The 21820-nt window shown below is 61.8% G+C and carries 23 protein-coding genes and 1 tRNA gene; 9 read left to right on the top strand and 15 right to left on the bottom strand.

What is annotated here, in order from left to right; genetic code table 11:
• Positions 1–51: 51 nt before the first annotated feature.
• The 4 genes from pheT to rpmI all read right to left on the bottom strand — a co-directional run bounded on the left by pheT (position 52) and on the right by rpmI (position 4311).
• A complete protein-coding gene (gene pheT / locus ACP7AL_RS05575; protein WP_425989659.1) occupies positions 52–2484 on the bottom strand; it encodes a phenylalanine--tRNA ligase subunit beta in 2433 nt (810 codons plus the stop codon).
• Positions 2481–3563 carry a phenylalanine--tRNA ligase subunit alpha gene (gene pheS, locus ACP7AL_RS05570; protein ID WP_425989657.1) on the bottom strand — a complete coding sequence of 361 codons (1083 nt, stop codon included), beginning with the start codon at positions 3561–3563 and terminating at the stop codon, positions 2481–2483. Before pheS ends, pheT begins: the two co-directional genes overlap by 4 nt.
• 121 nt (positions 3564–3684) lie before the next feature.
• Positions 3685–4044, bottom strand: coding sequence for a 50S ribosomal protein L20 (gene rplT / locus ACP7AL_RS05565; protein ID WP_006023357.1), 360 nt, complete (start codon positions 4042–4044; stop codon positions 3685–3687).
• Between the two features lie 66 nt (positions 4045–4110).
• Positions 4111–4311, bottom strand: coding sequence for a 50S ribosomal protein L35 (rpmI, locus tag ACP7AL_RS05560; RefSeq protein WP_002713838.1), 201 nt, complete (start codon positions 4309–4311; stop codon positions 4111–4113).
• 276 nt (positions 4312–4587) lie between these two features.
• Here rpmI and ACP7AL_RS05555 point away from each other — a divergent pair, with 276 nt between their 5' ends.
• Both ACP7AL_RS05555 and ACP7AL_RS05550 read left to right on the top strand, forming a co-directional pair.
• On the top strand, positions 4588–4953 hold the full coding sequence (locus ACP7AL_RS05555; protein WP_425989654.1) for a hypothetical protein: 366 nt from the start codon (positions 4588–4590) through the stop codon (positions 4951–4953).
• Between the two features lie 119 nt (positions 4954–5072).
• Entirely contained in the window at positions 5073–5495 is a 423-nt protein-coding gene (locus ACP7AL_RS05550) for a hypothetical protein (RefSeq protein ID WP_425989653.1), read from the top strand.
• Positions 5496–5571: 76 nt separating this feature from the next.
• Here the strand turns inward: ACP7AL_RS05550 and ACP7AL_RS05545 are convergent, their stop codons facing one another.
• Both ACP7AL_RS05545 and ACP7AL_RS05540 read right to left on the bottom strand, forming a co-directional pair.
• Complete coding sequence (locus tag ACP7AL_RS05545; RefSeq protein ID WP_425989651.1) at positions 5572–5985, bottom strand: DoxX family protein; 414 nt, start codon at positions 5983–5985, stop codon at positions 5572–5574.
• A 97-nt stretch (positions 5986–6082) separates the two neighbouring features.
• Entirely contained in the window at positions 6083–6658 is a 576-nt protein-coding gene (locus ACP7AL_RS05540; RefSeq protein ID WP_425989649.1) for a TetR/AcrR family transcriptional regulator, read from the bottom strand.
• A 79-nt stretch (positions 6659–6737) separates the two neighbouring features.
• Between ACP7AL_RS05540 and ACP7AL_RS05535 the strand changes: the two genes are divergently transcribed.
• The gene (locus ACP7AL_RS05535; RefSeq protein WP_425989647.1) at positions 6738–7088 is read left to right on the top strand and encodes a hypothetical protein; all 351 of its coding nucleotides are present in this window, start codon (positions 6738–6740) and stop codon (positions 7086–7088) included.
• A gap of 15 nt (positions 7089–7103) precedes the next feature.
• On the opposite strand, the gene ACP7AL_RS05530 is transcribed toward ACP7AL_RS05535, so the two are convergent.
• Both ACP7AL_RS05530 and trxA read right to left on the bottom strand, forming a co-directional pair.
• Positions 7104–7778 (bottom strand): LON peptidase substrate-binding domain-containing protein, encoded by a 675-nt coding sequence (locus ACP7AL_RS05530; RefSeq protein ID WP_024921082.1) that lies wholly within the window; start codon positions 7776–7778, stop codon positions 7104–7106.
• Positions 7779–7821: 43 nt separating this feature from the next.
• Positions 7822–8742 (bottom strand): thioredoxin, encoded by a 921-nt coding sequence (trxA, locus tag ACP7AL_RS05525; RefSeq protein ID WP_425989645.1) that lies wholly within the window; start codon positions 8740–8742, stop codon positions 7822–7824.
• A gap of 351 nt (positions 8743–9093) precedes the next feature.
• On the opposite strand from trxA, the gene ACP7AL_RS05520 reads away from it, so the two are divergent.
• The 4 genes from ACP7AL_RS05520 to ACP7AL_RS05505 all read left to right on the top strand — a co-directional run bounded on the left by ACP7AL_RS05520 (position 9094) and on the right by ACP7AL_RS05505 (position 12229).
• A tRNA-Gly gene (locus ACP7AL_RS05520) sits at positions 9094–9168 on the top strand.
• A 204-nt stretch (positions 9169–9372) separates the two neighbouring features.
• A complete protein-coding gene (locus ACP7AL_RS05515) occupies positions 9373–10143 on the top strand; it encodes a hypothetical protein (RefSeq protein ID WP_006023365.1) in 771 nt (256 codons plus the stop codon).
• Positions 10144–10188: 45 nt separating this feature from the next.
• A complete protein-coding gene (locus ACP7AL_RS05510; RefSeq protein ID WP_425989643.1) occupies positions 10189–11127 on the top strand; it encodes a hypothetical protein in 939 nt (312 codons plus the stop codon).
• A 46-nt stretch (positions 11128–11173) separates the two neighbouring features.
• Positions 11174–12229, top strand: coding sequence for an alpha/beta hydrolase (locus tag ACP7AL_RS05505; protein ID WP_425989641.1), 1056 nt, complete (start codon positions 11174–11176; stop codon positions 12227–12229).
• 59 nt (positions 12230–12288) lie between these two features.
• Here ACP7AL_RS05505 and panE read toward each other — a convergent pair whose 3' ends face one another.
• From panE to ACP7AL_RS05490, 3 genes are all read right to left on the bottom strand, one after another.
• Positions 12289–13218, bottom strand: coding sequence for a 2-dehydropantoate 2-reductase (gene panE, locus ACP7AL_RS05500; RefSeq protein ID WP_425989639.1), 930 nt, complete (start codon positions 13216–13218; stop codon positions 12289–12291).
• A gap of 159 nt (positions 13219–13377) precedes the next feature.
• Complete coding sequence (locus ACP7AL_RS05495; RefSeq protein WP_024576822.1) at positions 13378–14115, bottom strand: SDR family oxidoreductase; 738 nt, start codon at positions 14113–14115, stop codon at positions 13378–13380.
• Positions 14116–14186: 71 nt separating this feature from the next.
• On the bottom strand, positions 14187–15398 hold the full coding sequence (locus ACP7AL_RS05490; RefSeq protein WP_425989637.1) for an ABC transporter substrate-binding protein: 1212 nt from the start codon (positions 15396–15398) through the stop codon (positions 14187–14189).
• Between the two features lie 228 nt (positions 15399–15626).
• Here ACP7AL_RS05490 and ACP7AL_RS05485 point away from each other — a divergent pair, with 228 nt between their 5' ends.
• Positions 15627–16124, top strand: coding sequence for a winged helix-turn-helix transcriptional regulator (locus ACP7AL_RS05485; protein ID WP_425989635.1), 498 nt, complete (start codon positions 15627–15629; stop codon positions 16122–16124).
• A 7-nt stretch (positions 16125–16131) separates the two neighbouring features.
• Here the strand turns inward: ACP7AL_RS05485 and ACP7AL_RS05480 are convergent, their stop codons facing one another.
• Positions 16132–16731, bottom strand: a complete 600-nt coding sequence (locus ACP7AL_RS05480) for a DUF2239 family protein (protein ID WP_425989633.1) — start codon at positions 16729–16731, stop codon at positions 16132–16134.
• A 144-nt stretch (positions 16732–16875) separates the two neighbouring features.
• On the opposite strand from ACP7AL_RS05480, the gene ACP7AL_RS05475 reads away from it, so the two are divergent.
• Positions 16876–17541, top strand: coding sequence for a glutathione S-transferase family protein (locus ACP7AL_RS05475; protein WP_425989631.1), 666 nt, complete (start codon positions 16876–16878; stop codon positions 17539–17541).
• Positions 17542–17654: 113 nt separating this feature from the next.
• Here the strand turns inward: ACP7AL_RS05475 and ACP7AL_RS05470 are convergent, their stop codons facing one another.
• From ACP7AL_RS05470 to ggt, 3 genes are all read right to left on the bottom strand, one after another.
• Entirely contained in the window at positions 17655–18557 is a 903-nt protein-coding gene (locus tag ACP7AL_RS05470; RefSeq protein WP_425989629.1) for an amidohydrolase family protein, read from the bottom strand.
• Positions 18550–19848 carry an MFS transporter gene (locus ACP7AL_RS05465; protein ID WP_006023375.1) on the bottom strand — a complete coding sequence of 433 codons (1299 nt, stop codon included), beginning with the start codon at positions 19846–19848 and terminating at the stop codon, positions 18550–18552. The genes ACP7AL_RS05470 and ACP7AL_RS05465 overlap by 8 nt, the downstream gene beginning before the upstream one ends.
• 145 nt (positions 19849–19993) lie before the next feature.
• The gene (gene ggt / locus ACP7AL_RS05460; protein ID WP_425989626.1) at positions 19994–21739 is read right to left on the bottom strand and encodes a gamma-glutamyltransferase; all 1746 of its coding nucleotides are present in this window, start codon (positions 21737–21739) and stop codon (positions 19994–19996) included.
• Positions 21740–21820 lie beyond the last annotated feature (81 nt).

Here is a 21820-nt window from a genome sequence, read left to right as displayed (position 1 = left end):
CGACTTCGCTACCGCGAAGCCGACGTCTCCCCACGGGAGAGGTGAGGAGATTTACCCCCGCAGCATGCCGCCGGTCTTCTTGGTCACGTCCGCGACGATCTTCGACGCCACCGCGTCGATCTCCTGATCGGTCAGGGTCTTTTCGCGCGGCTGCAGTGTGACTGCGATGGCGATGGACTTCTTGTCGTCATCGATGCCCTTGCCTTCATAGACGTCGAACACGGTGACGCCTGTGATCAGCTTTTTGTCGACAGCCTGCGCGGTGCGCACGATATCGCCAGCCTTGACGCTGCGGTCGACGATGAACGCGAAGTCGCGTGACACCGGCTGGAACGGCGACAGTTCCAGCAGCGGCTTGGCGCGGGTCGGCTTCGCCTTCGCATCGGGAATGCGCTCGAGGATAACTTCGAATGCTACCAGCGGGCCGTCGGCCTTCAGGGCTTCCAGCGCGCGCGGATGCAACTCGCCGAAGTAGCCGAGCACATTCTGCGGCCCGATCTGGATCGCGCCTGAGCGGCCGGGATGCAGCCATGCCGGAAAATTCTTCGATTCCTTTGCGGAGACGATCTGAAGTCCCTGCATCGGTGCGCCTGCGGCCGCGAGGACCGCGAGCGCATCGGCCTTGGCATCCAGCGCATCGACGGTGAAGCTGCCCGACCAATGACGGCCGATGCCCTTTGACGAGGCCAGCGCGCGGCGCACACCGCTTGCCGCCATGAACTGATCTTCGGGCTTGTCGCCCTTGAAGATCTGGCCGACCTCGAACAGCGCCACATCGGGAAAGCCGCGGTCGGCGTTCGCCTGCGCGGCTGCGACAAGTCCTGCGATCAGCGAAGGGCGCATGTCGGAGAGATCCGATGCAATCGGGTTGGCCAGCGTGAGTTCGGGCTGACCGCCGCCGAACAATTCGGCCTGCGTCCTGGAGACGAACGACCATGTCACGGCCTCAAGCATACCGCGCGCGGCCAGCGCGCGTTTGGCGCGGCGGGTGCGGAGCTGAAGCTGGGTCAGCACCGGCTTGCGCGGCGCGTCACCGCGCTCGAACGGCGTCAGCGGCACGCTGTCCACGCCGACGATGCGCACGATCTCTTCCACGATGTCGGCCTTGCCGTGCACGTCGCTGCGCCACGACGGCACCGCGACCTTCACCACGGGACCGGTGCCAGCGACCATGAATCCGAGATGGCCCAGAATCAGTTTCATTTCCGGGAACGGCACCTCGATGCCGGCCAGACGCTTCACCTCGCTGAGCGGAAATTCGATAATCCGGTCATCGCCATGAGATTGTCCGGCGACAACGATCTCGGACGGTGACCCGCCGCACAGGTCCATCACCAGCTTGGTCGCCATCTCGAGGCCCGGCACCATGAAGGCCGGATCGACGCCGCGCTCGAAGCGATAACGCGCGTCCGAGTTGATGCCGAGCTTGCGGCCGGTCTGCGCGATGTTGATTTCGTTCCACAGCGCCGATTCGATCAGCACGTCGGTGGTGGTCTCGTCGCAGCCGGAGGCTTCACCGCCCATGATGCCGGCCAGCGACTCGACACCGTGCTCATCGGCGATCACGCACATCGTGTCGTCGAGGGTGTAGGTCTTGCCGTCGAGCGCCAGAATGGTTTCGCCGTTTTTGGCGTGGCGCACGGTGAGGTTGCCCGTCACCTTCCTGGCGTCGAACACATGCAGTGGCCGCGCGCGATCGAAGGTCATGAAATTGGTGATATCGACCAGCGCATTGATCGGACGCAGGCCGATGGAGGTCAGGCGCTTTTGCAGCCATTCTGGCGACGGGCCGTTCTTGACGCCGCGCACCAGACGCAACGCGAAACCCGGACACAGCTTCTCGTCCTCGATTTTCACCTGTACGGGGCAGGGGAATTCACCCTTGATCTGCTTCGGGGCGTTGTCCTTGAACTTGCCCATGTCGGCGGCGGCGAGATCGCGCGCGATGCCGTGCACGCCGGTGCAGTCCTGACGGTTGGGCGTCAGGTTGATTTCGATCACCGGATCGCCGAGGCCGGCCCATTCGGCGTAAGGCTTGCCGACCGGCGCGTCCGCCGGAAGTTCGATGATGCCGTCGTGATCCTCGGAGAGTTCAAGTTCGGCGGCCGAGCACAGCATGCCGTGGCTTTCGACGCCGCGAATGTTGCCGACAGAGAGCGTGATGTTCTTGCCGGGGATGTAGGTGCCGGGCGGCGAGAACACGCTGATCAAGCCCGCGCGCGCATTCGGCGCGCCGCAGACCACCTGCAGCGGCTTTTCGCCTTTCGCGATCTGGCCATAGTCCACCATGCAGACGCGCAGGCGATCGGCGTTCGGATGCTGCTCGGCGGAGATCACCTTGGCGATGACGAACGGCGCCAGCGCCTTCGCCTTGTCCTCAATGTGCTCGACTTCAAGGCCGATCATGGTGAGCTTGTCGGCGATCTTCTCGAGCGGCTCGTCGGTGTCGAGATGTTCTTTCAGCCAGGAGAGGGTGAATTTCATGACGACAACCCTCCCGCCAGCGTCGGCACATCAAGCGGCTTGAAGCCGTAGTGATTGATCCAGCGGGTGTCGCTTTCGAACATCTGGCGCAGGTCGTTGATGCCGTATTTCAGCATCGCGATGCGGTCGATGCCCATGCCCCAGGCAAAGCCCTGATAGACGTCGGGATCGATGCCGCAGGCACGCAGCACATTCGGATGCACCATGCCGCAGCCGAGAATCTCCAGCCAGTCCTCGCCTTCGCCGAACCGGATCTCGCCCTTGTCGCGGCGGCACTGGATATCGACCTCCAGCGACGGTTCGGTGAATGGAAAGAACGACGGACGGAATTTCATGTTGACGTTATCGACCTCGAAGAACGCCTTGCAGAATTCCGCGAGAATCCATTTCAGGTGGCCGAGATGCGAGCCTTTGTCGATGACAAGGCCTTCGACCTGATGGAATTGCGGCGTGTGGGTCGCGTCACTGTCGATGCGATAGGTGCGGCCCGGGCAGATAACGCGGATCGGCGGCTTCTGGGTCAGCATGGTGCGGACCTGCACAGGCGACGTATGGGTGCGCAGGAGCGGCCGCGAACCGTCTTCCTTGCGATTGAAGAAGAACGTGTCGTGCATTTCCCGCGCAGGATGGCCCTCGGGGAAATTCAGTTTGGTGAAGTTGTAGTCGTCGGTCTCGATGTCCGGACCTTCGGCAATCGAGAAACCCATGTCGGCGAAGATCGCGGTGAGCTCGTCCATCACTTGGGAAAGCGGATGGATGCGGCCCTGCTCGGCGGGCGTCTCTCGCGTTGGCAGCGTGACGTCGATGGTCTCCGAAGCAAGCCGCGCATCGAGCGCGGCATTCTTGAGAATGTCGCGGCGCGCGCTCAGCGCTTCGGTCACCTTGTCCTTGGCGAGATTGATTTTCGCGCCTTCGGTCTTGCGCTCGTCCGGCGACATCTTGCCGAGGGTCGCAAGCAGGGCGGAGATCGAACCCTTCTTGCCGAGAGCGCCGACGCGCACGGCCTCCAGCGCAGCTTCATCGGAAGCGGCGGCGATGGCGCCGAGAATTTCGGTTTCGAGTTTGGCGAGGTCGGACATTGCAAGCCCCAGCGGAACGGTTTCGGTTGAGCCGTCCGGCGGGGGATTATGTCACCCAGCCGAACGCAGCGGAGCGTTGTTACGCTCCGGTCGTGTCGGCCTCGTGCAAGAGGGGCAAAGCTTACGCCGCGAGAGCGGCTTTGGCCTTTTCAGCAATCGCCTGGAACGCCGCCGGCTCGTGGATCGCGAGATCCGACAGCACCTTGCGGTCCACAACGACGCCCGACTTGGCGAGGCCGTTGATAAACACGCTGTAGGTCATGCCGAACGGGCGCACGGCCGCGTTGAGGCGCTGGATCCAGAGCGCGCGGAACGTGCGCTTCTTCAGCTTGCGGGCGCGGAAGGCATACTGGCCCGCCTTGTCGACGGCGGCCTTGGCGGCGCGGATGGTGTTCTTGCGGCGGCCGGAAAAACCCTTGGCGGCCTTGTAGACTTTCTTGTGCTTGGCGTGAGCTGTGACGCCGCGTTTAACGCGAGACATGATGCATGTCCTTCATCTGGAAAAGTGAAAACAGGCGGCCGCGCGAAGGCGGCCCGGTGAACCGCTTTAGGCGTTCGGCAAGAAGTACTTCTTGACGTTGTCGCCGTCGGTCTTGAACAGAATCCGCGTGCCACGGAGCTGGCGAATCTGCTTCTTGGTCCGCTTGATCATGCCGTGGCGCTTGCCTGCATGGGCGGACACCACTTTTCCGGTCCCGGTTACTTTGAAGCGCTTTTTGGCGCCCGACTTGGTCTTCAGCTTGGGCATTTTGCTCTCCTGTTGCCGCAACAAAAAACCGCCCCGAAAGGCGATTTGGCGGCTGAAATGCTCGTTAGAGCGTTGAAAATGCTCAACTTAGTCCCGTGTGGACAAAGTCGGCACTGGCGTCGCCACGGCAGCCCTTGATCAGCCGGGCGACGAAGGTTGGGCTTATGGCAGAGGATTGCCGGATTGGCAACGATTAACGGCGCCTCTTGAACGAAGGGAGCCCTTTCAGCGACTATTTCCTAACACCTCAGCGCCCCTCACCTGGAAGGCCAGTCCATGACTTTCAGCGTTTTGAAGCGGTCGGTTCCTTTCGCCCTCGCTGCCGCGGCCTTTCTGGCCGGATCGGCCGCCCAAGCCGCCTCATTCGACGGTCCCTGGACGGTCATCATTGTCACCCAGGCCGGCAACTGCGATGCCGCCTACAGCTTTCCGCTCCAAATCAGCGGCGGCCGGATCGTTTCGACCGGCGGCGCCACCATCAACGGGCGCATCAGCGGTGGTGGCGGGGTCAATGTGGCGATTTCCAGTGGCGCCTCCTCCGGCCGGGCCAGCGGGCGGCTGGCAGGCTATTCCGGGTCGGGCCGCTGGAGCGGCACTCTGAATGGTGCCAGGTGCAGCGGGCGCTGGGAGGCGCATCGCTGATAACCTATTATAATACCTAAATAAACCGATTACATCCGGCGATGCTGCATCGCGCTAGAAGTCTTGCCACATTGTGACTATATCCCTCCCAGCATCCACCCAACGCAAGGGATACACAGATGGCCGTGCGCGCCAAGACGAGTGCTTTGTCCTTGAATCCAGCCGCCCGGCTGTTCGCCCTGGCTGCCTTCGCGGCGGCGCTCCTCACGGCGGCTATCGTGCTCGCCACCTCGGCCAAGGCTGGCTCCTCGTTCGACGGGTCGTGGAAGGTCACCATCATCACCCAGTCCGGCAATTGCGATCCGGCCTACAGCTATCCCGTGAGGGTCGAGGGTGGCCGTGTCAGCTATTCGGGTGACGGCAGCTTCGACATTTCCGGTCATGTCGGCGATGCCGGCGCGGTCAATGTCACCATCGCGCGCGGCGATCAGAAGGCCAGCGGCAGCGGCAAGCTTTCGGCCAATTCCGGCTCCGGCCAGTGGAGCGGCAAATCCTCGAGCATGACGTGTTCGGGCCGCTGGGAAGCCACCCGCGCTTCGTAAATCTTCAGGGGCATTCTCTGAAACCAGAAAAGCGCCGCTCTTTGCGGCGCTTTTTTATTGGCGTGGTCGCAGCAAGCTACGCGCCTTTGTATTTCGATTGCCGCGACAGGATGGCGGCGAGCATCAATCCGCCGATCAGGCTGATATGCTCGACCGCGACATAGAATTCGAATTTCGCGGCCTCGCCTTTCAGATTCCAGAAGTCGTGGGCAATCGGAATTGTCAGCAACGTGAAAATGGCCAGAGCGCCTGCGCCCGACCAGGCACGGCGATTGGCGATGATCAGCAGAGAGCCGCCGAGCTGGGTGAAGATCACCAGGCAGTTGATCAGCACCGGTGGCTTCAGGCCGTACTGCGCCATCTCCGCGACGCCGCCCGGGAAATCGATCAGCTTGGAGAGGCCGCTGCCCCAGAACGGAAATGTCAGAACAATGCGTGCGAGCATCGCGAAATAGGGCCAGTCGAGAATGCGGGCGATCAATGTCGGCATTGGATTTTCCTGAAACCATGAATGAAAAACGGCCCGTCAGTATCCCGGCGGATTGTCGGCATCAATCCGTTGCAGGTTGAAAAGAGCGATCAGCTTATCAAGCCGGGGCGTTGGCGATCCTCATCAGCTCGTCGAGGAATTCGCTCCGGCGCTGTTTCGGCAAGGGCTTGTCTGACAGCGTGAAGCCAAGAAACGCCCAGTAGAGAATTTGCGCGCGCGCTCGCGCCACCTCCGGCGGGCATCCCGCCGCTGTCAGGAGGCTTTCGATATAGGACAGCCGGCGCTTGTCGATCGCCTGCACCGCAGCGCGGGCCGCCGGATCGACCGTGGCCCAGCTCCGCACTGCGACCTCGACGGGAAGCCTGCTACTGAACGCGCCGCGCAGCAGCAGGTTGAGAGGCGCCTCGCGATTTCTGGATTGCTCGAGATTGGCGATGATCTGCTCGGTCGAGAGCTCGCGCCAGCGCTTGAGCAGGGCAGTGTGAAATGCGCCGACATCGGCGAAATGCCAGTAGAAACTGCCGCGCGAGACGCCCATGGCTTTCGCCAGCGGCTCGGCCTTCAGCGCCGTATAGCCGCTTTGCGTCAGCGTTTTCAAACCCTGATCGAGCCAGTCGTTGGCGGAAAGCGGAACAGAGGTCACGCAGACGTCTCCGGATGTTCGGGTGAACATACATAACTGTATTGACAGATGCCAGCAGCCGGCGCATCGTCGCCATACAGTTATGTATGGCAGACGTGGGGACGGTGTGATGCGCGATTTGCTTCTGCAATGTTCCGGGGCGCTCGCGATCGTCGTGGCGCTGGTTCACGGTGTGCTCGGTGAGACGAAGGTGTTCGCGCGTGCGGCGATCGAGCCGCCGCGGTTGCGGACGCTGATACGGCTGGTCTGGCGGGCGGGGACGCTGGCGTGGATCGGCGGCGGGGTGCTGCTGATTGCTGCGCCCTATATGGCGTCGGAGGTCGCGCGTCACTGGATCGTGGCGACGTTCGCGGTGGTGTTCGGATTTGCGGCGCTGGCCAATGCCTACGCCACACGCGGGCGTCATTTCGGATGGATGCTGCTGAGCGGCGTGGTCGCGCTCGGGATCGCGGGCTACTAGGGCGCGATCGAGCCGTTACTGCAACGGCGGATCGCCGGTCGTCTGCTTTTTGGCGAGATCCATTTCGGTCACGGCAATCAGGATCTCGGCGCGGGTCTTGAGGTCCGGCGCCTCGAGCAGCGCCTGCTTCTCCGCCGGCCCATAGGGCGACATCATCGCCAGCGCGTTGACGAGCGCCTCATTGGGCGCGCTTTCGATGCCTTCCCAATCGACCTTGAGCTGGTTGGCTTTCAGAAACAGCGTAAGCGCCTGAAGCAGCGCCTGGCGGTCGACACTTTCTTCGCCCTTGCGCGCCACGAAATCGTCGATGAACGCGGCAAAATCAACGCGGCATTGGCGATAGGGCGTGAGAACCGTCTTCTCTTCCAGCACCGTGAAGCGCGCGATACCGGTCAGTTCGAGAATGTAGCGCCCGTCACCGGACTCGGCGAGCTGCGTGATGCGTCCAACGCAACCGACCTTGAACAGCGTGGGCCGTTCGCTGCTCTGCGAATGGGTCACGTCAGGCTGGATCATTCCGATCAGGCGGTGGCCGTCGCGAAATGCGTCGTCCACCATCTGAAGATAGCGCGGCTCGAAAATATTGAGCGGCATCTGGCCGCGCGGCAGCAGCAACGCTCCGGGCAGCGGAAACACCGGAATGACTTTCGGCAGATCGGCGGGCCCACGGTATTCGGCGTTGATCGGCATCCGCTTCCCTCACATCAGTCGTACGGAAATTCCGTAGAGATCCTCAGGAGAAAAGGATCGTTGAAAGACGCTTGCGGCCTTCCACGGTCGCGTCGTCGTTCGGTCCCCATGCTTCGAAGAACTGTACCAGCTTCTTGCGCGCGCCGTCGTCGTCCCATTTGCGGTCGCGCTTGACGATCTCCATCAGATGGCCCGCGGCCTCGGTGCGCTTGCCGCCGGCGTTGAGTGCGACGGCGAGATCGAACCGCGCCTGATGATCGAGCGGATTGGCGGCGACCTTCTGTTCGAGTTCCGTCACCGGACCGACAGCCTTGGCCTGTTCGGCGAGATCGAGAATGGTCTGCACCGCGGAGATCGCGGCATCGTTGCGCTTGGACTCCGGCACCAAAGCCAGCGTCTGCTTGGCCTGCTCCAGCGCGCCGGTCGCGATGTAACATCGCGCCAGACCGGCAAGCGCGGTGAGATTGGTGGCGTCGACGCCGAGCACTTCGGCGTAAATCGAGGCGGCGGTGGCTGCATCGCCGGCCGCCATTGCGGCCTCGGCCTCGTTGAGGATTTCAGCGATGTCGCCTTCCGGCGAAGGCATGCCCTTGGTCAGCTTGTCGATGAACGCCGTGACCTGGCTTTCAGGCACCGCGCCCATGAAGCCGTCGGCGGGCTGGCCGTTGACGAAGGCAATGACGGCGGGGATCGACTGGATGCCCATCTGTCCCGGAATCGCCGGATGCTCGTCGATGTTCATCTTGACCAGCTTGACCTTGCCTTTGGCGGCACGGACGGCCTTTTCGAGGCTTGGGGTCAATTGCTTGCAGGGGCCGCACCACGGCGCCCAGAAGTCGATCAGAACCGGCTGGCGCTTCGATTCCTCGATGACGTCCTTCACGAAGGTCTGGGTCGTGGTGTCCTTGATGAGGTCGGGAGGCGTCATCGCCGCCGGTCCGCTGCCTTGCTCGACTATGGTCACGTGATCCTCGTCTGCCGCCTGTCGTATGGAAGAGAGCCGCTTCTAGCACGATCAGGGCATTTTCCGGCAGCTTCGATCCGCCGCAGTGAAAATGGCCGATATGCAAGAAGGCGCGAATTCCCGCGCGGCCCGGGTGGCCGTCAGGGCAGGAACGGCGCAAACCCACAGATGGAGGTCTTTTGGCTGATTTTCAATTGGGTGAGAGACCGCAAAGGCCCATGAAAAACATCGATTTGGCCCAAAATTGCCGGAACCGGGCATGCGGAATAAAGGATTAGCCCTGTTGCATTGCATGGCGGCATTTGGCATAGCTTTGCCCGGCGGCGCGCTTTGCGCCCCGCCAATTCTGATGCGGGTGTAGCTCAGGGGTAGAGCACGACCTTGCCAAGGTCGGGGTCGAGGGTTCGAATCCCTTCGCCCGCTCCAGAAATTCTCGATTGAGAATCTTGGCCGACAGCTACGACAGGATCGTTGCCGTCGAATGACAAGCCGCCGCAAGGCGGCTTTGTCGTTTGTGGCTCTGTACCCAGCCTCAACCGGTCAAACCCGATAAGAAAAGGGTGGCTTATCGCGATAGTTGTAGCGGTGTACCTTTCGCGCTAGCCTCCCGAAAGCTCTATGGGGGCGCAAATGTCCGAGGTTCCGAGCGAGACCAAGAAGCCGGGCAAATTTGCCAGCATTCAAAATGGCATTGCATCGATGGCGGGCATTCTCGGCGCCACCGGGGCCGTGGGTGGTGCATGCATCTACCTTCTGAGCCCTCGCATCGACAAGTACATCGAGGATGTTGTCCGCAACAGCAAGGCGGGCGCGATCGTCGTGCAGAGCACAGCGCCGACGCCGGTCACGCTTCTGCCGGACAACAAACCGGCGCCCGACAACAAACAAGCAGCGGACAGCAAACAAGTCGACGACCTGAGACATCAGGTCGAAACCCTGACCAAGGCGGTCAACGAGATTCGCGCGCGCGCCAGTTTCAATGCGCCTTACGGCTATTCTTTCCGTTTCAAGGGCGCGGAGATTATTGCTCAGCAGCGGCCCCTCAGCCGACTCTATTTTTATGCGACACGCGATGACGAAGTGAAGGTGACGGTCTACCTCGCGACGCAAAAGTTTCCGGTCACCATGAAAGTCGATGGTGTCGCAGTGAGGCCGACCATCCGCGATTCGAAAGATTCACTTCGTGTCACTGACTTTCTGATTCACACCTCGCTCGAGGAAGTCATGCCTGTCGGGAACGGCGATGCCAAGGAAGCGGGCGGCCGTCCGGCCCCGGAAGATCCACGGCCCCAGAACGTGCATTACATCGAATTCGTGCCGGGCGACGTGACCTACAATTTCGGCAAGAACGACGATTACGACGTGTCCGGCATCGTGCTGGTGTCAAAGAAGAATATTTGAAATTCAGGGCCAGTGCCGATGCACGATCGGGCGTTGACGACATGGATGCTTCGCGGACTCGTTGCGGGCGTACTTTATTATTCGACGGCCTTTCAGGCGCAGTCCGGCGAACTGAAATGGCAGCCGATTGATCAATACACCGCCGCTCTGAGGAATGCCGTCTTCAAAACGTCTTCGGGCGCGGAGATCAAATTCACCGCAGTGCGCTTTCATCTCGGGTACACGAGGTTGAAGCTTGCGGGAACGTCAGAGACGGTCGCGGCGGGACGGGATGTCAAAGACGGCATTGCCAAGTTCGTGGTGAACGGCGAACAGCGGGCGGAGCTGTTGAGCTACAGCCTCGAAGGCGTGCTGGGGCACAGCAAGGACAAACCGCTCTTTATCGCACCTGCGGGCTGGGCCGCGGGTCAGCGCCGTCCCGACCAGATCGGTTTGCTCCGGATCAACGGCAGGCAGCTTTACCCCCTGGTCAACAAGCCGACGTTCAGCGCGATTTTCTGCCTGCATGATAGCGAGCACTACAAGGGCTATGACGCAGTGGTTCCCGTGCTTTTCACGTCGAACGACATCACGAGTCTGAATGCGCGGGCTGGAAAGTGCCGCGATGCAGTTCAGGTTGGCCCGCGAATTATTGAAGAAGGCGGCAAGCGCGGAATCTCGGAAAGCGAACTCAAGACCGAGCGCTATCAGCGCGTGGTATTTTTTGTCGACGACCCCAACCGCAACGACTGGCCCGCCAAGTCCCGCGAGTCAGCGCGGAACGGATACGTTCTGCTGACCCACAACAAGGTTCATCTGTACGACTTGCAGGCGCTGCTGCTGGACAAGGAAATTTATGCCGGAGGCAGTCCGCACTGGGCCGTCAATCTGGCGGGCGACGATCAGGCGGGCCTGATTCTCAATAACGGAAATGAGCCAGATATGTTCGACAACACTCTCGCGACTGTTGGATCTGCCCTCATTATCGAACGCAGACCGGACTAACCATCATAACCAAGAAAAGTGCCGCGTTGTCGGCGGGAGGACTTATATGGTCAGCAAGTTTTCGTGGGCTGCTTTGGCGTGTCTTGCCGCCGGTGCGATGTTCACAAGCATGAGCGCGCAGGCAAAAGACGTCAGGCTCGAGACGTCGGACACCATGATTCCGACCGGCGATGCCGGCATCCAGTTGTTCGTGCGCAACAAGCATCCGGCGGGCCAGAAGAAATTCGCACCCGAGAAAATTCTGCTTTACGTCCACGGCGCGACCTATCCGTCCGAGACCGCGTTCGATCTGCCGATCGAAGGCAAGTCGATGATGGATCTGATCGCGGCGCGCGGCTACGACGTCTATCTGGTGGATATCCGCGGTTATGGCCGCTCGTCGCGGCCGCCGGAAATGAGCCAGCCGCCCGGCGACAACAAGCCCATCGTCCAGACGCGCGTGGCCGCGAAGGATTTCGGCACGGCGGTGGATTACATTCTCAAGAAGCGCGGCGTCTCCAAGATCAATGTGATGGGCTGGTCGTGGGGCACCTCAACCGTCGGTCTCTACACCAGTGAGAACAACGCCAAGGTCAACCGCCTCGTGCTCTACGCGCCGCAGTGGATTCGCACCGAACCGCCGCCGGCGCAGTGGCCGAAGCTTGGCGCGTATCGTCTTGTCTCGAAGGAGTCGGCCAAGGAACGCTGGCTGAAGGACGTGCCGGACAACAAGAAGGCCGATCTCATTCCGCCCGGTGTGTTCGACGCGTGGGCCAATGCGACCTGGGCCACCGATCCGGATTCGGTGACGAAAAATCCCGGCATGCTGCGCGCGCCGAACGGTGTGGTGGAAGACACCCAGCTCTACTGGGGGGCCGGCAAGGCGCTGTTCGATCCCGGCAAGATCACGGTGCCGGTGATTGTGCTGCATGCCGAATGGGATGCCGATCTGCCGAGCTATCTCGCGCAGAACTACGTCAAGCAGCTCAAGAAGGCGCCGTACTGGCGGCTGATCGAGATCAGCGAAGGCACCCACACGGTGATGATGGAAAAGAACCGCATGCAGTTCTTCCGCGAGCTGATGAACTTCCTCGATGAGGAAAAGCCGCTTGCCTTGAAATGAAAGAAAAAAGGCCGGGTTTGACCCGGCCTTTTGCTTTGGTGATCCAAGGACGCTGGCGCTTAGGCCAGTTGCGACTCGTACGCCTTCAGATGGGTGTAGACGATGCGCAGCAGCGGCACATTCAGTGCACCCTTCTTGTTTGTTTCGGCGCGATGGATCAGGTCGCCGATGATCTGGTCGGCTTCGATACGCGCATTGCTGCGGATATCGCGCAGCATCGATGCCGTCATCTGCGATCCCGGTGCGAACAGCAGGCCGCCCGTGCGCTCCAGAAATTCAGCGCGCGGCGCATAACCTGCCGCGTCGGCCACCGAGGCGATCTCCGCGCGAAGGCCGCGGATGAACTGTTCGCCGCCCGGCGCAGCGGTGATGTGCCCGGTTGGCGCGCGCATCAGCGACGTCGCCCCGGCCAGCGTGGCGAGGAACACCCACTTCTCGTACATTTCCTGCGTGATGACATCGCTGGCCTTGGCGTCGAACATCGCGCCCTGCAATGTCGCCTCAATACGCTTGGCGCGATCGCCCTTGGGCTTGCCGCGCTCGCCGAAGGACATCGCGTGCATTGGCGTAAGCTGATGGATGACGCCCTCCGCGTCGAGCATCGCCGCGACCTGGCATTGTCCGCCCATGACGCGGTCGATCCCGAATTTCGCATCCAGCACGTCGAGGTGCTTCATGCCGTTCAGGAACGGGATAATCGCGGTATCGGGGCCGACGGCGGCGGCGAAGGATGCAATCGCGCTGTCGAGGTCGTAAGCCTTGCAGCTCAGGATGATGACGTCGAACGGCGTCGTGATCTTTTCCGCCAGAATGGTCGGCGGGTTCCTGAGCGTGACGTCGCCGACCGGGCTTTTGATGACGAGGCCGTTCCTGGCCAACAGCTCGGCCCGCTTCGGACGCACCAGAAACGTCACATCGCGGCCTGCCTGCAGAAGTCTGCCGCCGAAATATCCGCCTGTCGCGCCGGCGCCGATGACGAGTATGCGCATAATCAGATCCACTTCTTTTGAGTGTTGGGTAGGTCCCGAAAGGTGGAAACAGGTTTTCGGGTTGGCTCAGGCCCAATCGATAAGCGCGCGAACCTTGCTCAAATGACAGCGCCGGCGCAAGCAGGGCTCACGCCGGCGTGATGCTCGGCAGCTATGCGCTTACCATTTCTCACCGAACGGACGGATCTCGAGTTCGAATGTCCAGGCACTGCGCGGCTGCTGGTAGAGCAGCCAGTAGGATTCCGCGACCGACGACGGCGGCATCAATAGATTGGGATCGTCCAGTGCGCCGGGGCCATTGGCCTCGATGCGCCGCTGACGGACCCATTCGGTATTCACGCCGGAATCGATGATGAGGTGAGCGACGTGGATGTTCTGCGGTCCGAGTTCGCGCGCGGTCGCTTGCGCCACGGCGCGCAGGCCGAATTTGGCACTGGCAAAGGCCGCATAGCCGGATCCGCCGCGAAGGCTGGCGGTGGCGCCGGTGAAGAAGATGTTGCCCTTGCCGCGCGGCAGCATGACCCGCGCAGCTTCGCGCCCGGCCAGGAAGCCGGAGTAGCAGGCCATTTCCCACACCTTGCGGAAGACGCGTTCGGTGGTGTCGAGAATTGGAAAATTGACGTTGGCGCCGATGTTGAAGATGCAGACTTCAAGCGGCGCATGCTTGTCGGCATCCGTGATGAAGGAGACGATCTCCTCTTCCTTGCGCGCATCGAGCGAGCGGGCGTGGATTTCTCCGCCTGCGGCCTCGATTTCCTTCACCAGCGGTGCAAGCTTGTCGCCGTTACGGCGGCCGGCGAATACCGTGAAGCCTTCAGAGGCAAACTTCTTCGCAATCTCGGCGCCGATATAGTCGCCGGCGCCGATGACCGCCACGGTCGCATTTCTCTTGGCCAAGGTCCGTCTCCTGTTAACAGAGGATTTGCTGTTGTCGCGGCGCGGCAGGCTCTGCCGCGCCGTTCAGATTATCACTTCGCGTCGTCGTTGATGAGGCCGCCGACCAGATCCCACGCCTTGCCGTTCCAGCGCTGAAGATTGAGCTGGGTGTACATCTTGTTGTTGGTGGTGCTGGTGTTGACGACGATTCCGGGCAGCGACATCGGCAGTGCAAGCCCATTGATGTTGCGGGTCTGCTTGAGGATGTTCTCGCGCGACAGATCATTGCCGCACTGCTTGAGCACTGCTTCCAGAATGACGCCCTGGTGCAGGCCGGTGAAGTAGTTGCTGTCGGCCAAATCCGCGCCCGGCATGTTCTTTTCCATGAACGCGCGGTACATCTGGACGCCCTTGCCGCTGGCCCATTTCGGATCGTCCGGATCCTTGCGATAGGTTGCGGTCATCACGCCGGTCGAGATATCGAGGCCTGCGGGCGCAAGGACCGCGGCGATCGAACTCGAGATCAGGTTGGTGATGAACAGCGGCTTCCAGCCGGATTCGTGAGTCTTGCGGATCGCCTGCGCCGCGAATTTCGGGGTGCCTGCGAACAGCATCACGGTCGCGCCGGTGCTCTTCAGCGACACGATCTGGGAATCGATGGTGGGCTGGCTGACTTCATAGCTCGAGGTCACGACCTTGCTGTCGAAAGCCTCTTTCAGTTCGGATTTGAAGCCCGCGATGAAGTCCTTACCCAGATCGTCGTTCTGGTAAAGGATGGCGATCTTGGCGTTAGGCATTTCCCTGGCGAGATAACGCGCATAGGCCCGCGACTCGGTGTCGTAGCTCGGCAGCCCCGTGGTGATCATCGGGTATTCGTTGTAGTCCGTGAAACGCGTCGCACCGGTGACGATGAAGGCCTGCGGAATTTTCTTTGCGGCGAGATACTTCGCGATGGCCAGATTGCTCGGCGTTCCGAGAGTCGAGAACATGAAGGCGACTTCGTCGGATTCCACCAGCTTGCGGGTGTGCTCGACAGCTTTCGGCGGGCTGTAGGAATCGTCCATCGCGATCAGATTGATCTTGCGCCCGTTCACGCCGCCCTGTTCGTTGAGGACGTTGACATAGGCGATCAGCGCCTTTCCGACCGCGCCCAGCGCCGAGGCCGGGCCGCTGAAGGGAAAGACTGCTCCGACCTTGATCTCGGTTGCCGTCACCCCTGGCGCGTCGGCTGCTGCGACCGGAGCGGACAGCCCGGCAAGCAACAGGGCCGCCACGGTGGCCTTGAGTGCAGTTCTCCTCAGCATCGTTTCGTCTCCCTTCGGTCTGGTTTTTCGCTGTTTGAAGCGCCGGGCCGGTTCTGATGCGGACCTCTCTTGCTTCGACCAATAGGGTTCTAATATAGAACTGTCAATGAGAAGTGAGCTGGTGCAATGTGCTGCGATGCACAAACACCGGGCTTCAAATCCATCCACGATGGAGGTATAGTAAATATCAAATCAGAATGGACGGCTGATTCATCGCGGAGATGCGATATGAAGTGGGAATCCCTTGAAGACGAGGCCTGTTCGGTGGCGCGCACGGTGTCCGTCATCGGCGATCGCTGGACGCTGCTGATTTTGCGCGATTGCTTCCGCCGCATCCGGCGGTTTGATGAATTTCAGTCGCGGCTCGGCATCACGCGGCACCTGCTGGCCGAGCGTCTCAAGAAACTCGTACGCCAGGGCGTGCTTCGCCGTGTGGCCTATCAGGAGCGTCCGAAGCGCTATGAGTACATCCTGACGCAGAAGGGGTTGGACCTGCATCCGATCATGATGTCGATCGTTCACTGGGGCGACGTTCACATGGCGGATGAGCGCGGCCGGCCGGTGCTTCACCAGCACAAGATTTGCGGCCACACCTTCGATCCGGTGATGACCTGCTCGGTCTGCAACGAGCCGCTGTCCGCCAAGGAAGTGCACGTGCATCCGGGACCGGGCGCAGACCCGTCAAAGCTCGCACTGCCTTCGATCGAACAGCAGATTCTCGATTGAGAGTTTGCTACGCAGCCCCGAATGCAACTGCGGCTAGCCGCTTGACGTGATCGCGCACGTCGGCGGGCCATCTGGCAATCGCGGCATCGAAGCGCTTCTGTTCGCCTGCATAGAGTGCGCGTAACGCCTCTTCGTAATGCGGCTGGTCGCCGGCCATCGCCGTCATGAAACGATGCAGCGATTCCTGTCCCTCGCGTGCGCGATCCTTCGCCGCGTTGACGCGCCGCGCGTCCTCGACAAGCTTGCGGATCGCGACCGAAGCGCCGCCCGGCTGGAGCGAGAGCCACTCCCAGTGCCGCGGCAGCAAGGTGATCTCGCGCGCGACCACGCCGAGTTTGGGCCGGCCCGGTCCGCGCGGCGCAGTTTCCGCTGCCGTCTCATCGGCCTGAACCGGCATGCGGCGTGCAACCCGCTTCTGCACGTCGGCCAGCGATCCGCGCAGATCGATTTCGGCAGGCCGGCTGGTTGCCGCGTCGAAAATCATGAACTGGGCGGCGCCGTTTTTTTCGAGCGCCTGCTTGGTCTTTGTTGCGACAAGGTGAGGGTCGCCCAGACCCAGGCATCTGCTGCCCTCGAAGGCGATCATAACGGCGGGCAGGGGGGGCATGGGTTATCCTTGTACGTTATCGACGGCGAGTATTTACCCGGGTAAAAATGTCCTGTCAATATAATCCGGGTAAAATTCCGTCTCGACTTTCTCAGGACAGGCTGTCACCACTGATGCCCCGCAACGAACCATGACCGGCGCCTCATGCTCACAGTTCATCATCTGAATAATTCCCGCTCGCAGCGTGTGCTCTGGCTGCTGGAGGAGCTGGGCGTGCCTTACGAGATCGTGCGCTATCAGCGCCAGCCGTCGATGCTTGCGCCGAAGGAGCTGCGGGCGGTTCATCCGCTCGGAAAGTCGCCGGTCATCACCGACAACGGCAACACCATCGCGGAGTCGGGTGCGATCGTCGAATACATCATCGACACCTATGGCAATGGCCGTCTGCTCCCGCCGCCGAAAACGCCGGAGCGGCTGCGCTACACCTACTGGCTGCACTACGCCGAAGGCTCGGCCATGCCGCTGCTGCTTCAGAAGCTGCTGTTCACGCTGGCCCCGAAGCGCGCGCCGGCGCTGATGCGGCCGCTGCTGATGCCGGTGTTCGGCAAGATGCTCAACACGCTGGTCAATCCACAACTCAAGCAGCACATCGCGTTCTGGGAAGGCGAACTTGGCAAGAGCGAATGGTTCGCGGGCAACGAGTTCACCGCCGCCGATATCCAGATGAGCTTTCCGCTCGAAGCCGCATCGGCGCGCGCCGGTCTCGATGAAAGCTCGCCGAAGGCGTGGGCCTGGCTGCAACGTATTCACGCGCGCCCGGCCTATCAGCGCGCGCTGGAAAAGGGCGGGCCGTATCAGGTCGGACGGTAAGACGGGGATATTTTTCATCATTGCGAGGAGCGAAAGCGACGAAGCAATCCAGCTTGGCGGCGAAAGGATGGATTGCTTCGCTTCGTTGGCAATGACGCTATTGTACTTGGGCGCTAGGGCACGGGCGGAAATCCGAACAGCCGCTGCGGATTATCGACCAGAATGCGGTTGCGCAGCGTGCTGTCCGGCACCCAGTCGGCCAGCAGATCAAGCAGATCCGATACGCCCATCATGACGCCCCAGTTGGCGACATGCGGCCAGTCCGATCCCCAGACGCAGCGATCGGGCGCGGCCGCGACAAGATTGTGCGCGAAGGGAATCGTGTCGCGATAGGGCGGGCCTTCGACGGTGTTGCGATAGGCACCGGACAGCCGCACCCAGGCGCCATCACGCACCAGCGACATCAGCGTCCTGAATCCTTCGTTCTCGATTCCGCTTGTGGTTGGAAAGTGCCCCATGTGATCGATCAGGAATGGCACCGGCAGCTTTGACAGCCGCGGTGCAAGCTCCGGCAACTGCCGGGCATCGAAAAGGAATTGCAGGTGCCACCCCATCTCGCGGCACAATGATGCGTAGCTCTCGACCTGCTCGAAGCCGATGCCGCCGCCATACAGCACATTGATGCGCAAGCCGACGACACCTGCGTCTTTCAGCGCCGCGCGTTCCTTCTCAGGACAATCCAGCGGGATCACCGCGATGCCGCGCAGACGCTGGCGATGCGCGCGCAGCGTATCCGCCATCAGGCGGTTGTCCGTGCCGTGCACACTGACTTGCGTCAGCACGCCGTATGTCATGCCGGTGGCATCCAGCATGGCGATGTAGCTCTGCGCAGTCGCCTCCGGCGGCGTGTAGCTGCGCCCCGGCATGAACGGATAATCCGGCGGCAGGCCGATCACATGGGCGTGGGTATCGACTGCCCCGCGCGGGACCTTGAAGCGTGTCGGCCCGCTTTGATGAGGCTGAGGCCCCGGACACGCCGGGGCCTCTTTTGCTGACGAGTTGATAGGATCAGGCATCGGCGTGAAGAATCCGGCCGCGGGTTTCCGGCAGCGCGAATGCCGCGAGGAAGAACAGGCCATAGGCCAGCACCGCGAAGATGCAGATGGCGTTGCCGAGCGATGTCGATGTCGAGAGCCAGCCCACAAGGAACGGAAACAGCGCCCCAATGCCGCGTCCGAAATTGTAGCAAAAGCCCTGTCCCGAGCCGCGCAGCCGTGTCGGGAACAACTCCGTCAGGAACGCCCCCATACCGGAGAAGTAGCCCGAGGCAAAGAAGCCGAGCGGGAAGCCCAGCAGCCACAACACTTCATTGGTCAGCGGCAATTGCGTGTAGGCGAGAACGACGATCATCGCGCCGAGCGAGAAGGTCAGGAACAGGTTGCGCCGTCCGATCCGGTCGGCGAGCCACGCCCCGACGAGGTAGCCGACGAACGAGCCGATAATCAGCGCCGCGAGATAGCCGGTGGAACTGACGATCGAGAGCTTGCGTTCGGTGGTGAGGAAGCGCGGCACCCAGAAGGTGATGGCGTAGTAGCCGCCCTGACAGCCGGTTGCCGCGAGCGAGGCAAGGATCGTGGTCTTCGCAATGGAGCCCGAGAAAATTTCCCAAAGTGCCGGACTGTCGCCGGAGACTTTCTGCTTCGCCAATGTTTCGGCGGCGACCTTCGGCTCTTCCACATAACGGCGCAGGAAAAACACCAGAATTGCCGGCAATGCGCCGATCGCGAACATCCAGCGCCATGCAACGTCCGCCGGCAGATAAGAGAACAGCAGCGCCTGCGACAGCACGGCAAGGCCCCAGCCGACGGCCCATCCGGACTGCACCGATCCCACTGCGCGGCCACGATACTGCGGGCGAATGACTTCGCCCATCAGCACTGCGCCCGCAGCCCATTCGCCGCCGAAGCCGAGGCCGAGCAGCGCACGAGCCACCAGAAGTTGATCGAAGTTCTGCACGAAGGCGCAGACCAGCGAGAAGAAGGAGAACCAGATGATGGTGATCTGAAGCGTCTTCACGCGGCCGATGCGGTCGCAGAGATAGCCGGCGAGCCAGCCGCCGATGGCCGAAGCCAGCAGCGTGACGGTGCCAGCGAGACCGGCCGTGCCCGGATCGACCTTCCACATCGTGATGATGGTGCCGATGACGAGCGGATAGATCATGAAATCCATACCGTCGAGCGACCAGCCTGCGAAGCAGGCCCAGAAGGTCCGCCGCTCCGGCTTGTTCATGTCGCGGTAGAAGGCAAGAAGGCTGGTATCTTCGATCGGCGCGATTTCAATCGCGCCCGACGGTTGAACGTTCGTCATGGTTGCTCCCCATATCCGCGGCCATGTTTGCCGCCCCGCGCTCGCCGCACTGCGCGAAGCTTCAGGCTCATTGTTGTGCGGCAAATTCTACGCGGATCATCTTACCTGTCATCAGGCAAATGAAGGAACGCACGCCTGAATGAATCTAGTAACCAGCGGCTTCCGCGCCGCGGGTGCGGGGATCGGGCGCGCCGAGTAGGCCATCGGGCGTGACGGCAATGGAGTTGGCCGAGGTTTGGCCGAGTGGTGCGATCACCCGGTGGCCGCGCTCACGCAGCGCAGCAAGCGTCGTCTCGGAAAATCCCTGCTCGACCCGGACCTCGTCCGGCAGCCATTGATGATGCAGCCGTGGCGCCGACACTGCGGCGGCGACATTCATGTCGAAGTCGATCGTATTGATGAGCACCTGAAGCACTGCCGAAATGATCCGGCTGCCGCCGGGCGAACCCGTCACCAGAACCGGCTTGCCGTCTTTCAGCACGATGGTCGGTGTCATCGATGACAGCGGCCGCTTGCCGGGGCCGGGCAGGTTGGCCTCGAAACCGACGAGCCCGTAAGCATTCGATGCGCCGGGCGCTGCGGTAAAGTCATCGAGTTCGTTGTTGAGCAGGACGCCGGTGCCGTCCGCGACGAGGCCGACGCCGTAGCTGAAGTTCAGCGTGTAGGTGTTGCTGACGGCATTGCCGTCCTTGTCGACCACCGAATAGTGGGTGGTGTTGCTGCCCTCGCGCGGCGCGGCCGCCGTTGCTTCGCCCCAGGGCGTCGCCTTCGCAAGGTCGATGGTGGCGCGCTGCCTGGCGGCGTAATCTTTCCCGATCAACTGGAACGTGGGCGCATTGACGAAAGCAGGATCGCCGAGATAGCGCGCGCGGTCGGCGTAGGCGCGTTTCATCGCTTCAATGGAGACATGCAGCGCATCGATCGAACCCGCCCCCATCTCGCGCAGCTTGTAACCCTCCAGAATGTTCAGCGTTTCGATCAGCACCGTTCCGCCGGACGACGGCAGCGGCATCGAGACAATGTCGAAGCCGCGATAGGTGCCGCGCATCGGCGTGCGGACGATCGGCCGATACGCTTTGAGATCGTTGCGCGTGATAATGCCGCCCGCGGCCTGAATTCCGGCAGCCAGCTTTTCGGCAACCGGTCCGTCGTAGAAACCGCTCACACCATGTGCGGCAATCGCCTCCAGCGTGACCGCAAGATCGCTTTGCGTCAGACGGTCGCCCGGTTGCAGCGACGTGCCGTCGGGACGCGAGAAGATCTTTATGCTCGAGGGCCATCTTGCCATCCGCCCATGCCAGTCCGGCAGCGTGTCGGCGGTGTCGTCCGCGATCACGAAGCCATCGCGTGCCAGTGCAATCGCAGGCGCGACCAGGTCTGCCAGTTTGAATTTTCCGGAGCCATACTTTTCCAGCGCCAGCGCGAGACCTGCAACGGTGCCGGGCACGCCGATGCCGAGCGCCTGATCGCGCGATTTCTTGATGTCGGGTTTGCCGTCGTCGCCCAGAAACATGTCACGCGTGGCGGCGGCCGGTGCGCTTTCGCGATAATCGATGGCGACATCCTCGTTGCTGCTCGCCAGATGAATCATCATGAAGCCGCCGCCGCCGATATTGCCTGCGCGTGGATAGGTGACCGCCATGGCGAATCCGGTGGCGACAGCGGCATCGACAGCATTGCCGCCGCGCGCCAGAACATCGCGGCCGATCTGAGCGGCGATCTTCTCCTGTGCGACAACCATGCCGTTTTTCGCGGCAACCGGGCGAACGGCTTCGAGCGCGGGCGCTGTGTAATATCCGTGTCGGGAATCCTGTGCGACGGTAGGCGCAATCAGCAGGCAGATTGCGCCTATTGAGAAGACGAGCGCGCGGCATGGGGTAAACAGGCTCATGGGCTTCTCCGGCAAACCGCGTCTCGACGAAGTGAACTTCGGATTCAGGACACTGGGTAAAAACGCGATGGCAATTGAACC

The sequence above is a fragment of the Afipia sp. DC4300-2b1 genome, from assembly GCF_049895725.1.
GTDB classification, from domain to species: domain Bacteria; phylum Pseudomonadota; class Alphaproteobacteria; order Rhizobiales; family Xanthobacteraceae; genus Afipia; species Afipia broomeae.
The sequence above is the reverse complement of the archived record's forward strand: the minus strand, read 5'-3'. Positions and strand labels throughout refer to the sequence as shown.